This is a genomic window from Streptomyces sp. NA02950 (genome assembly GCF_013364155.1).
Taxonomy (GTDB): Bacteria; Actinomycetota; Actinomycetes; order Streptomycetales; family Streptomycetaceae; genus Streptomyces.
In genome coordinates this window covers 7,121,684-7,134,224 of the sequence record NZ_CP054916.1, presented here as the reverse complement: position 1 = coordinate 7,134,224, position 12,541 = coordinate 7,121,684, and the positions used below count along the sequence as shown (strand labels likewise).

Here is a 12,541-nt window from a genome sequence, read left to right as displayed (position 1 = left end):
TCAGTGACCCATGCCCAATCCGCCGTCGACAGGGATGACGGCTCCAGTGATGTACGCGGCCTCGTCGGAGGCCAGGAAGCGGACCGCCGCGGCGATCTCCTCGGGCTGCCCGTAGCGCGCGAGCGGCACCTGCTGCACGATGCCCTCGCGCTGCTCGTCGCTGAGCGCGCGCGTCATGTCCGTGTCGATGAAGCCGGGCGCGACCACATTGAAGGTGATGTTGCGCGAGCCCAGCTCACGGGCGAGGGAGCGGGCGAAGCCCACCAGGCCCGCCTTGGAGGCCGCGTAATTGGCCTGCCCCGCCGCGCCCAGCAGCCCGACGACGGAGGAGATCAGCACCACGCGGCCCTTGCGGGCCCGCAGCATGCCGCGGTTGGCCCGCTTCACCACGCGGAAGGTGCCGGTGAGGTTGGTCTCGAGGACGGCGGAGAAGTCCTCCTCCGTCATCCGCATCAGCAGCTGGTCGCGGGTGACGCCGGCGTTGGCGATCAGGACCTCGACCGGGCCGTGCTTCTCCTCGATCTCCTTGTACGCCTGCTCGACCTGCTCGGGCTCGGTGATGTCGCACTTCACCGCGAGGAAGCCGGTCGGCGGCTCACCGGACCGGTAGGTGATGGCGACCTTGTCGCCTGCGTCGGCGAAGGCGCGCGCGATGGCGAGGCCGATGCCGCGGTTGCCTCCGGTGACGAGAACCGAGCGGCTCAAGGGACCACCTTCTCTTGTCGATCTCGTGTCGATTTCGTGCCGGGCGTCACAGTGCGTGCCGACCCCTACCCCCGCAAACTATCGGTCCGAGGCCCTGGAAGAGGAATCGAGCGCCCACAGGGGCGTGTGAGCCCTGCTGTCGAGTTCCTACAGAAGGCCTGTGCAGGAACGGAGCCGGGCAGACCTGCTCGGCGAGCGCGCCACGGCCTTACCCTCTTCACACATCGTGTCACTCGGATGACTGACCGCACCTGCGTTCGCCCTCGGCACGCTGACCGCACGGATCAGGATCCCGCCCATGGGAGACATTCCGAAAACCATCCGGCGCGCGCTTCGCGAGGAGTCAGCGGTCCTCAGGGTAGGTCCGTAGATCCGTGGTCGCGAGGGTCCAGTCACCGATGGTCACCTTGTCACCGAAGACGTAGTCACTGCGCGTCCGATAGCGAGGACCCTCGCCGCCAGGACCGGCGCCGGGGTCGGACAAGGCCGCGATGGTGCCCTTCCGTGGGTCGACGAGAAGGTAGAGGGGGATACCCATCGCCGGATAGTCCTGCATCTTCTCGACGTAGTCGGTGGAGTGATTCGACGGAGAGACGACCTCGGCGACCAAGGCGACATCACGGGGATGGAACGGCGCCATCGTGTTCTCTGCGAAGACCGCGTCGGGGACGACGATCAGATCAGGACGCCGGAGTTTCCCGAGGGAGGCGTCTTCCACCTCTCCGCCGGTGTGCGCGACCAGGAACGACGGGATCTGCCGGTCGAGCTGCTGACGAAGACGCAAGGTGATGAACTCGTGCGGGCGCGAAGGGGACATCATCATGACGATCTCGTCACCGCTGATCTCGTAGCCTCGGAACGGGTCCGGGGCATGCTCAGAGAGCTGCTCCGCGATTTCCCGCAGACGTCCGTACTCCACGGCCAACACTCCTTCACCATGGCGGGCCCGCTCGTCTATGCACCTATCATCGCCCATCGTCGGCTCCGGTGTCCCGTGTGACCCACTCCGGCCATGACCCATCGGACGGCAGGGCATATTCGCACCACACCGTCTTGCCGACGGTGCGGTCCGTCACGCCCCACTTCGAGGCGAGCGCGTCGATGAGCACCAGCCCGCGTCCGTGCTCCTCCTGGTGGGCCGTCCCCCTGGCGGCGTGATCCCGGAGCTCGGGGCGCCGCTCGCCTCGTGCGTCGGACACCTCGATACGGGCGGTGACCGGAGAGCGACGCTCTCCGGGCCCGGGTGGGGGCTGACAGGTGAGGCGGAGGTGGAAGTGCCGACCGGGAACATGCCCGTGACTCACGGCATTCGCCGTGAGCTCACCCGCGAGCAGGGCGAGGCCGTGCGAGGCGTCGCTGTCCCGCGGAACGCCCCATTCCTCCAGTCTGCGGACGACGAGACGCCGGGCGAGCCGGGCGCCGTGCCGGGAGGAGGTGAAGAACATCTCGAACGTGCCGGGCGGGGCCGGGAGTTGCGCGCCGCCGCCGAGCGTACTGCCAGGGGGATTTTCGCCATTCACGTCACCGAGCGTGGCGAAGCGCGCATAGCCTGACCAGGCAGCTCGCGAGTACCCAGGGTCGCTGTACGGGCACGGAAAGTGCGCGTACGGGAGTGATGCCGTGACGCGGGTGGGGAGGCGCGAGGTTCTTGCACACGGGAGGTGGCAGGACATGACAGCCGCGGAGCGGCCGGGACAGAGTGAGAACGGGGCGGACATCCTCAAGTGCTTGGGCAAGCAGGTGAAGCTCTTCCGCGAGCGGGCGGGGCTCACACAGGCGCAGTTGGGCGAAGCGATCGGATACAGCGAGGAGCAGGTGTCCTCGGTGGAGCAGGGACGGCGGGCGCCACAGCCGGAGTTCCTGGATGCGGCAGACGAGGTGCTGGACGCGTTCGGGGTGCTGCGGGCGGCGCGGGATGAGGTGTCCAAGGCGCGGCTTCCGGCGTTCTTTCGCGGGGCGGCGAGGCTGGAGGCGCAGGCGACGGAGTTCCACGCGTACGAGTGCCTGGTAGTCAACGGGTTGCTCCAGACCGAGGACTACGCCCGCGCCGTACTCAACATGCAGCGGCCGCTACTGGAGGAGGAAACCGTCGAGCAGCGGGTGGCCGCCCGACTGGCCCGACAGGAACTCCTCAATCGTCGACCCGCACCCATCATGAGCTTTGTGACCGAAGAGGCGGTGCTACGTCGTCCCTATGGCGGCACTGAGGTGCTGCGCGGGCAGTTGGAACGCCTGCTGCACATCGGGCGAATGCGAAACGTGGAGCTCCAGGTCATGCCCACAACCTTGGAGGATCACGCCGGAACGGCTGGCCCCTTCGCCCTGCTGGAACCGCAGGGGCGGCAGATCATGGCCTACGCCGAGGCCCAGAACGTCAGCAGGTTGCTCACGGACCGAAAATCGGTCCGTGAAATCGAGCAACGGTACGGCATCATCAGGGCACAGGCTCTCAGGCCACGGGAGTCGCTGGAGTTCATCGAGAAGCTGCGGGGAGAACTATGAACATCAAGCAAGAGGGAGCAGGCGCGTCCGAGCTGATGTGGTTCAAGAGCAGCTACAGCAGTAGTGAGGGCGGCATGTGCGTCGAGGTGGCCACCGGCCCCGTCGCCATCCACGTGCGGGACTCCAAGCACGCGCAGGGACCGCAGCTCGCCTTCCACATAGCCGAGTGGGGAGCGTTCATCGGCAGCCTCCGGGCTGGGGAGTTCGGCGCGTAGCCTGCCGTGTCTCCGCCACACCGAACAGGCCGTCCTGGGTCACCAGGGCGGCCACTGTTGTGTGAGCGGTGGCTGCGAAGAGCGGCGTGTCGGTTACCCAAGGTGTCGGACACGTGTGTGAAGATAGCCCGCATGTCTGGGGGAGGGAACCACCGGCCGCCGGATCAGGGCGGCCGAGAGACGCTGGCGGATCTCGTGCGCGCGGAGACCGCTGCGGGGATGTCGGAGCGGGAGAAGTGGGTGGCGCTGCGCGAGGCGCGCTTGTACTTCCAGCGTCCGGAGAAACCGGGCTTCCTGGTCTCGGAGACCGGGGACGCGGGGGCGATCGTGCCTGTGTTCACGTCGATACCTGGTCTCGCGCGCTTCGCGGGTGCGTGCTCATGGGCGTCGACGTCGGTCGAGGATCTGGTGGGGCTACTGCCGGAGGGTGTGCGGGCGTTGGTGGATCCGCTGGGTGAGCGGCCCTTCCTGCTGGATGCGCGGGTGCTGCGCGAGGCGGCGGAGGCTCAGGAGGAGGGGGAGGGCCGTGGGGGATCCTGACGCGAGGAATGTGAACCGCGCGCCCAGTGAGGGTGGTGAGCACGGCAAGTACGGGGGTAACGAGGGCGCCGACGGCTACAAGATCGAGATCGCTTCGGTGAAGAGCGTGATCCTCCCGCTGGAGGAGTCGGTGGCCGGGGCCCGGGCGGTCAAGAACGGGCAGGAGACGCTGACGGCCTATCTCCAGCACTGCGGTGCGCCCGAACTCCTGGCGTCCGGCAAGGAGTTCATCAAGGCGTGGGGCTTTGGCATGGGTGAGCTGGCGGACCATGCGGATGTGGTGGTGGATCGGCTGTACGAGGCGATCGCCGGGTACATGATGGCGGATCTGCTGCGGGTGAAGGACTTCTGGCCCTCGGACGCGAACCTGGCCAAGCTCCCGTCGGGGGCTGCGGGCAAGTGGTCGTGGGAGAACGTGGGCGTGCCGGAGATGGAGAAGCGTCCGGGGAAGTCGGGCTTGCAGAAGTTTGTGGACCCGTTGCTGCGTGAGTACGAGGACGAGTCCTGATGGGCGATCCGGACGCGGGGCGGCCCCCGCAGGTTCGTATACCGGCGGGGGCCAAGGCCAAGGATCTGATACCCGGGAATCCGGGCGATATCGATGACCTGGTGCTGGAGTTGCGGGCGTATGCGGGGGCTTTCCAGGACGGCAAGGACACGCTGCGGCCGCTGGGGCTGACCGATTGGCAGGGCAGGGGCGCGGGTGAGTTCCGCAAGGCGGTCGACCGGCTGCCGAAGGAACTGAAGTCGGGTCACGATGAGTTCACGCATGCGGCCAGTGCGCTGGCGGCATACGCCAGGAAGCTGCGGTCGGTGCAGAAGCGGTGTGAGCCGATCATCGATGCGGCGGACCGGGCGCGGGCGGCCTCCAAAGCGCACAACAAGAAGGTCGAGACGTACAACGACGCTGTCCAGCGCGGCGACGAGCAGCTACCGGAGCGGCCTTCGGAGACCGACCCCGGCGTCTCAGCGATGGACGACTGCGTCAAGCGGCTGGACAAGCTGATCGAAGAGCTTCAGCTGGTCGTCGACGCGTCGAAGAAGAAGATCGACGACGCGACGGGGAAGGCTCCGGACAAGCCGAGCAACTGGGAAAAGCGCGGGGAAAGCCTCAAGGACGGGCTGTGGAAGGCCCATCACAGCATCCTCAGTCTGGCTGAGCTCCCCGCTTCGCTGGTCAAAGGGGACCTGGGCGGATTCTCGATGCAGCTGGCGGGCATGGCGGACGGCGCGGCGTACATAGCCCAGCACCCCCGGGAGTTCGCAAAAGCCATCGAAAACTGGAAGGGGTGGTCCCAGGATCCGCTGCGTACGGCGGGCGAAATCACCCCGACACTGCTGCTGGCCCTGGCCACCGGTGGCGGGAGCGCGCTGCGCAGGGGGCTGAAGTCGGGCAAGAACGCCGCCGCGCGTCTGGCCGCGCGGAGGAAGGCGCTGGGCCGGGACGGCGAGGCAGGCAAGCGGGCGAACAGCAAGGGCGGCCACGACCAGAAGACCGGCGACAGGGACTGCGAGAACGACCCGGTGGACGTCGCCACCGGCGAGATGGTCATGTCGGCCACGGACGTGATCCTGCCCGGGGCGCTGCCGCTGGTCCTGGAGCGCGCCTTCGTCTCCGCCCACACCTGCGGCGGCTGGTTCGGCCGCACCTGGGCCGCCACCCTCGACCAGCGCCTGGAACTGGACGCGGACGGAGTGGTGTTCGTCGCGGCCGACGGCATGGTGTTGCGCTACCCGATCCCCCGCCCCGAGGAGGACACCTCCCCCGTCCGGGGCCCGCGCTGGCCGCTGCGCTGGGACGGCGCGGTCGGCGGCACCATGCGGATCACCATCCCCGAGCAGGCCCGCACCCTCCACTTCACGCCCCTGGAAGGCGCGGAGGGCAACGAGCTTCCCCTCCAGACGATCGAGGACCGCAACGGCCGCTCCATCACCTTCACCTACGACGAGGCGGGCACCCCACGCGAGGTAGTGCATTCCGGCGGCTACCGGATCGCCATCGACACCGATCCGGAACTGCTGCGCATCACCGCGCTGCGCCTGCTGGGCGTCGGCGGCGCCGAGACCGGCACCACACTGGTCTCCTTCGGCTACAACGACGCCGGTGACCTCACCGAGGTCTTCAACTCCGCCGAGACACCGATGCGGTTCACCTACGACGACCAGAACCGCATCACCTCCTGGACCGACCGCAACGGCACCAGCTTCGGATACGTCTACGACCACCGCGGCCGCGTGCTGCGCACCATCGGCTCGGACGACATGATGACCGGCCGCTTCCACTACGACGCGGCCTCGCGCACCACCGTCTACACCGACTCCCTCGGCCACCGCGTCACCTACGTCTTCGACGACGCCCACCGTGCGGTGGCCCGCACCGACGCCCTGGGTCACACCACCCACACCGAGTGGGACCCCGAGGGCCGCCGCCTGCCATTGTCGGTGACCGACCCGCTGGGCCACACCACCCGCTACGCCTACGACGAATCCGGCAACCTGATACGCATCGACCGGCCCGACGGCACGGCGGCCACCGCCACCTACAACGAGTACGGCCAGCCGCTGGAGGTCCGCGAACCGGACGGCGTCGTATGGCGCCACACCTACGACGCGCGGGGCAACCGCACCAGGACAACGGACCCTTCGGGCGCGGAGACCCACTACGTGTATGACGAGGCCGGCAATCTGACCTCGGTCACCGACGGGCTCGGCCACACCACACACGTGGTGTGCAACGAGGCGGGTCTGCCGGTCGAGGTCACCGACGCCCTGGGCAACACCACAGCTGTCCGCAGGGGCACCCACGGCCGTATCACCCGCATCACCGACCCCCTGGGCCATGTCACCCGCCAGGGCTGGACCATCGAAGGCAAACCCGCCTGGCGCACCCGCCCCGACGGCTCCCGCGAGACCTGGACCTGGGACGCCGAGGGCAACCTCCTCGAACACACCGACCCGGCGGGCAACACCACCCGCCACACCCACACCCACTTCGACCTCCCGGCGACTCGGACCGACCCCGACGGGGCGGAGTACGCCTTCACCTACGACACCCAGCTACAGCTGACCCAGGTCACCAACCCCCAGGGTCTGACCTGGACCTACGTCTACGACGGGGCCGGGCGGCTCACCTCCGAAACCGACTTCAACGGTCGCACCCTCATCTACGCCCACGACGAAGCGGGCCGCCTGATATCCCGCACCAACGGTGCGGGCGAAACCCTCACCTACACGCGCGACGCCTTGGGCCGCGCGATCGCCACGCGCGCCGACGACACCGAGACGACGTTCGCCTATGACGCCGCAGGCCGCCTGGCGCAGGCGACGAACTCGGACGCGGAGCTGGCCCGCACCTACGACGCCCTCGGCCGACTCCTGACCGAGACGGTCAACGACCGCACCACGACCTATGAGTACGACTCCATGGGCAACCACGCCGTGCGGACCACCCCGACCGGTGTGCGCTCGCAGTGGACCCACGACGCAGCATCCCGTCCGGTGTCTCTTACGACAGCGGACAATAGTGTGCGCTTCGGCTACGACGCGGCGGGCCGTGAGACGAGCCGCACCTTCGGCGCCGATGTGACACTCACCCAGACCTGGGACAACCTGGATCGCATGACGGGCCAGACCGTCACCGGCCCGGTCGGCAGCCTCATCCAGCACCGCGCGTACGGCTACCGCCTGGACGACCACCTCACCGAGATACGCGAACTCACCTCGGGCACCAGGACCTTCGACCTCGATCCGGTCGGCCGGGTCACCGCCGTGCACGCCAACGGCTGGACCGAGACCTACGCCTACGACACGGCGGGCAACCTCACCACGGCCGAAGCGCCCCAGCACCCATCCCCTGGTCCGCGTGAGTTCAATGGCACCCTCATCCGCACCGCAGGCGGCGACAGCAACCGCACGACCTACGAACACGACACCCAGGGCCGCCTGATCCGCCGCACCCGCCGCCTCCTCAACGGTCAGCGTCGCACCTGGACCTACACCTGGAACGCGGAAGACCGCCTCACCCAGGCCACCACCCCGGACGGCGCCCGCTGGCGCTACACCTACGACCCCCTGGGCCGCCGCACCGCCAAGTACCGCCTGACTGCGGACGACACAGTGGCGGAGCGGATCGACTTCACCTGGGACGGCACGCGGCTCGCCGAAGAGACCACAGCCGACGGACACACCACCACCTGGGACTACGCCCCGGGCACGCACCGCCCGATATCCCAGACCACGACGGCGAAGCTCGCCGGGACCGAGTACGACACCCGCTTCCACGCGATCGTCACCGATCTGGTCGGCACCCCCACCGAACTCATCGCCCCCGACGGCACCCTGGCCTGGCACCCCCGCACCACCCTCTGGGGCACCCCCCTCCCAGCCCCGCCGGGCACCACAGACATCGACTGCCCACTTCGCTTCCCGGGCCAATACGCGGACCCCGAAACGGGCCTGTACTACAACTACTTCCGCTACTACGACCCCGAATGCGCCCTCTACCTCAGCCCCGACCCCCTCGGCCTCATACCAGCCCCCAACCCGGTCGGGTATGCGGACAACCCGCTGACCTGGAGCGACCCGCTCGGATTGTTCCGATGCGGTGTAGACCAGCCGGGCTTGGGCACAGACATTCCGAGCAGACATCCTGCATCCGTTGGCACCGCCACTTCGCACAACTACAAGAAAACGTTTTTCGCGGCCTACCCGCATCTGAAGGGGAAAGTGGTCGTACACCATGCCATCGAGCAGCAGATCCTGAAACGCTATCCAGGACTTTTCAAGCCCGAGGAGATTCATTCTCTCCAGAATCTGCGAGGCATTCCCAAAGGCGCCATCAACGCTTCCATCCACCTGAGTGAGATACGCAAGTCTTGGAACTCGTTCTATGCAACTCACTCATCGCCCACCAGGCAGCAAGTCCTCGACCACGCTACGCATGTCGATGACATGCTCGGACATTGGTTCACTCCCCGCCTGAGATAATGTGCGATGAACCAACAACGAGGAGGAAATATGTGGCGAGACCGTATCACCCGATGGATTGACGAAATTGACCTCGGTGAACCCGCAAGTGAATTTGACATCCGCAGCGCGGAGGATCGTCTCGGACACCCCCTTCCAGGCAATCTGCGGGAACTGCTGACGGAGTTCAACGGCCTGGCAGACGCATACGGGACAGATATTGTCTGGTCCGTGCAGCAAATCGCGGAGTCAAACCTGGAATTCCGAAGCAATCAGTCCTTTGTAGAACTGTACGCACCCTTCGATTCCCTGCTCTTCTTCGGTGATAACGGCGCAGGCGACCAATTCGCCTTCAACTGTGACTCCGCTGACGGCCACGTCCTCGTATGGGACCATGAGACAGACGACAGATCCGTGGTCGCGAAGTCACTAGAGGCATACGTCGTCCGTACCTTGGAGTCTGACGGAGAAGACTGGTACCGCTGACCGACAATCGATGTGCGATCTGCCATAGTGCCCGCCACACGTCACGGCCCGTTCCCCGGCCCGGGCTCGACGGGAAACCAACCCCGCCCGCTGCGTTGCGCCATGGTTCACTGCCGTCGGCCGCAAATCAACCAGACGTACACCGACGAAGAGGAGTCGCCCGTGCCGCACGAGATCGATACGTCATTCCTCGCGCTGCCGCTCAGGGCGCTCGCCGACGCCGCGCTCGCGCGGGCCCGCGCGCTCGGGGCCGAGCACGCCGACTTCCGGTTCGAGCGCGTGCGCGGCGCCTCGTGGCGGTTGCGGGATGCCAGGCCCGCCGGGTCGTCGGACAGCACCGATGTGGGGTACGCGGTGCGGGTGGTGCACGGCGGGGCCTGGGGGTTCGCCTCCGGGGTGGATCTGACCATGGACGCGGCGGCACGGGTGGCCTCGCGGGCGGTGGCGATGGCGAAGCTGTCGGCCAAAGTGATCGAGGCGGCCGGGTCGGACGAGCGGGTGGAGCTGGCCGACGAGCCGGTGCACGCGGACAAGACCTGGGTCTCGTCCTACGAGGTCAACCCGTTCGACGTGCCGGACGCGGAGAAGACCGGGCTGCTGGCCGAGTGGAGCGAGCGGCTGCTGGCGGCCGACGAGGTGGCGCACGTCGACGCGGGTCTGCTGACCATCCAGGACAACAAGTTCTACGCGGACACCGCGGGTACCACGACCACCCAGCAGCGGGTGCGGCTGCATCCGCAGCTCACCGCGTTCGCGGTGGATCCGCAAACCGGTGACTTCGACTCGATGCGCACCACGGCCCCTCCGGTGGGGCGCGGCTGGGAGTATCTGACCGGGACGGGGGCCGGGGCCGGTGTCTGGGACTGGGAGACGGAGCTGGCCGAGATGCCCGCGCTGCTGGCCGAGAAGATGCGGGCGCCGTCGGTGGAGGCCGGGTCGTACGACCTGGTGATCGATCCGTCCAATCTGTGGCTGACCATCCATGAGTCGATCGGTCACGCCACCGAGCTGGACCGGGCGCTGGGGTACGAGGCGGCGTACGCGGGGACCTCGTTCGCCACCTTCGACCAGCTGGGCAAGCTGGCCTACGGCTCGGAGATCATGAACGTCACCGGGGACCGGACGGCGGAGCACGGGCTGGCCACGACCGGCTACGACGACGAGGGGGTGGCCGCGCAGTCCTGGGACCTGGTGCGGGACGGCACGCTCGTCGGCTATCAGATGGACCGCCGGATCGCCCGGCTGACCGGGTTCGAGCGGTCCAACGGCTGTGCGTACGCCGACTCGCCGAGCCATGTGCCGGTGCAGCGGATGGCGAATGTGTCGCTGCAACCCGCGGCCGAGGGAGGGCCCTCGACCGGCGATCTGATCGGCGGCGTCGAGAACGGGCTGTATCTGGTCGGAGACCGTTCCTGGTCGATCGATATGCAGCGCTACAACTTCCAGTTCACGGCGCAGCGGGCGTACCGCATCCGGAACGGCGCCCTGGCCGGGCAGGTGCGCGACTTCGCCTACCAGGCCACCACCACGGACTTCTGGGGCTCGATGTCGGCCGTCGGCGGTCCGCAGACCTATGTGCTGCACGGTGCCTTCAACTGCGGCAAGGCTCAGCCGGGGCAGGTCGCGGCGGTTTCGCACGGCTGCCCGTCCGCGCTGTTCCGCGGCGTGAACATCCTCAACACCACCCAGGAGGCCGGGCGATGACCACGCCGCACGAGATCGTCGAACGCGCCCTGGAGCTGTCCCGCGCGGACGGCTGTGTGGTGATCGCGGACGAGACGTCCACGGCCCATCTGCGCTGGGCGGGCAATGCGCTGACCACCAACGGCGTCACCCGCGGCCGCTCGCTGACCGTGGTGGCCACCGTGGACGGCGCGCAGGGCACCGCCTCCGGTGTGGTGTCCCGGTCCGCCGTCACCGCGGAGGAGCTGGAGCCGCTGGTGCGGGCGGCGGAGGCGGCGGCCCGGGAGGCGGGTCCGGCCGAGGACGCCCAGCCACTGGTCGGGGCGGACGCCTCGCTTCCGGACTCCCCCGGTTTCACCGACTCCCCCGCCGAGACCTCCTCCGAGGTGTTCGCGGCCTTCGCGCCCGCCCTCGGCGACTCCTTCGCACGGGCCCGGGCGGGCGGACGGGAGCTGTACGGCTTCGCCCACCACGAGGTCGTCTCGACCTATCTGGGCACCTCCACCGGGCTGCGGCTGCGCCATGACCAGCCGACCGGCACGCTGGAGATCAACGCCAAGGCCCCGGCCGACGGCGGCGGTGGGCCGCGCTCGGCCTGGGCCGGGCGCGCCACCCGTGACTTCACCGATGTGGACCCGGCCGCGATCGATGCCGAGCTGGCCGGGCGGCTGGCCTGGGCCGAGCGGCGGGTGGAGCTTCCGGCGGGCCGCTACGAGACGCTGCTGCCGCCGTCCGCCGTGGCGGATCTGCTGGTCTACCAGATGTGGTCGTCGGCGGCGCGGGACGCGGCGGAGGGCCGTACGGTCTTCAGCCGCCCCGGTGGCGGCACCCGGGTCGGGGAGAAGCTGTCGCCGCTGCCCATGACCCTGCGCAGCGATCCGCACGCACCGGGTCTCGAGGCGGCACCGTTCGTGATCGCGCACTCCTCGGAGGACGACGCGTCGGTCTTCGACAACGGTCTGCGGCTGTCGGCCACCGACTGGCTGCGCGACGGGGTGCTGAACCAGCTGCTCACCACCCGGCACTCGGCCGCCCTCACCGGGCTGCCGACGGCCCCGGCGATCGACAACCTGATCCTGGAGGCGGACGGCACCCGCTCGCTGGAGGAGATGGTCGCGGCCACCGGCGGCCAGGGCCCGGCGCTGCTGCTGACCTGCCTGTGGTACATCCGCGAGGTCGATCCGGCCACCCTGCTGCTGACCGGGCTGACCCGGGACGGGGTCTATCTCGTCGAGAACGGCGAGGTGATCGGCGAGGTGAACAACTTCCGGTTCAACGAATCGCCGGTCGACCTGCTCTCCCGCGCCACCGAGGCGGGCCGTACCGAGCCGACGCTGCCGCGCGAGTGGGGCGACTGGTTCACCCGGGCCGCGATGCCCGCGCTGCGGATCCCGGACTTCAACATGAGCTCCGTCAGCAAGGGCGTGTGACCGGCCGAATACACT

Annotated in this window: 11 protein-coding genes; 8 read left to right on the top strand and 3 right to left on the bottom strand. The window is 68.4% G+C overall.

Features of this window, described 5'->3' with window-relative positions; translation table 11 throughout:
• The 3 genes from fabG to HUT19_RS31360 all read right to left on the bottom strand — a co-directional run bounded on the left by fabG (position 1) and on the right by HUT19_RS31360 (position 2,225).
• The gene (fabG, locus tag HUT19_RS31370) at positions 1-705 is read right to left on the bottom strand and encodes a 3-oxoacyl-[acyl-carrier-protein] reductase (RefSeq protein WP_176183684.1); all 705 of its coding nucleotides are present in this window, start codon (positions 703-705) and stop codon (positions 1-3) included.
• 343 nt (positions 706-1,048) lie between these two features.
• Positions 1,049-1,624 (bottom strand): Uma2 family endonuclease, encoded by a 576-nt coding sequence (locus tag HUT19_RS31365; protein ID WP_176183683.1) that lies wholly within the window; start codon positions 1,622-1,624, stop codon positions 1,049-1,051.
• Between the two features lie 46 nt (positions 1,625-1,670).
• The gene (locus tag HUT19_RS31360) at positions 1,671-2,225 is read right to left on the bottom strand and encodes an ATP-binding protein (protein WP_254885876.1); all 555 of its coding nucleotides are present in this window, start codon (positions 2,223-2,225) and stop codon (positions 1,671-1,673) included.
• A 151-nt stretch (positions 2,226-2,376) separates the two neighbouring features.
• On the opposite strand from HUT19_RS31360, the gene HUT19_RS31355 reads away from it, so the two are divergent.
• The 8 genes from HUT19_RS31355 to HUT19_RS31320 all read left to right on the top strand — a co-directional run bounded on the left by HUT19_RS31355 (position 2,377) and on the right by HUT19_RS31320 (position 12,526).
• Positions 2,377-3,207 carry a helix-turn-helix transcriptional regulator gene (locus HUT19_RS31355; RefSeq protein ID WP_176183682.1) on the top strand — a complete coding sequence of 277 codons (831 nt, stop codon included), beginning with the start codon at positions 2,377-2,379 and terminating at the stop codon, positions 3,205-3,207.
• Positions 3,204-3,422, top strand: a complete 219-nt coding sequence (locus HUT19_RS31350) for a DUF397 domain-containing protein (RefSeq protein WP_176183681.1) — start codon at positions 3,204-3,206, stop codon at positions 3,420-3,422. Before HUT19_RS31355 ends, HUT19_RS31350 begins: the two co-directional genes overlap by 4 nt.
• A gap of 132 nt (positions 3,423-3,554) precedes the next feature.
• Positions 3,555-3,962, top strand: a complete 408-nt coding sequence (locus HUT19_RS31345; RefSeq protein ID WP_254885875.1) for an SseB family protein — start codon at positions 3,555-3,557, stop codon at positions 3,960-3,962.
• Complete coding sequence (locus HUT19_RS31340; protein ID WP_176183680.1) at positions 3,949-4,470, top strand: hypothetical protein; 522 nt, start codon at positions 3,949-3,951, stop codon at positions 4,468-4,470. Before HUT19_RS31345 ends, HUT19_RS31340 begins: the two co-directional genes overlap by 14 nt.
• Positions 4,470-8,948 (top strand): putative T7SS-secreted protein, encoded by a 4,479-nt coding sequence (locus HUT19_RS31335; protein ID WP_176183679.1) that lies wholly within the window; start codon positions 4,470-4,472, stop codon positions 8,946-8,948. Before HUT19_RS31340 ends, HUT19_RS31335 begins: the two co-directional genes overlap by 1 nt.
• A 30-nt stretch (positions 8,949-8,978) precedes the next feature.
• Complete coding sequence (locus tag HUT19_RS31330) at positions 8,979-9,413, top strand: SMI1/KNR4 family protein (protein ID WP_176183678.1); 435 nt, start codon at positions 8,979-8,981, stop codon at positions 9,411-9,413.
• 162 nt (positions 9,414-9,575) lie between these two features.
• Positions 9,576-11,117 (top strand): TldD/PmbA family protein, encoded by a 1,542-nt coding sequence (locus HUT19_RS31325; RefSeq protein WP_176183677.1) that lies wholly within the window; start codon positions 9,576-9,578, stop codon positions 11,115-11,117.
• A complete protein-coding gene (locus HUT19_RS31320; protein WP_176183676.1) occupies positions 11,114-12,526 on the top strand; it encodes a metallopeptidase TldD-related protein in 1,413 nt (470 codons plus the stop codon). Before HUT19_RS31325 ends, HUT19_RS31320 begins: the two co-directional genes overlap by 4 nt.
• Positions 12,527-12,541 lie beyond the last annotated feature (15 nt).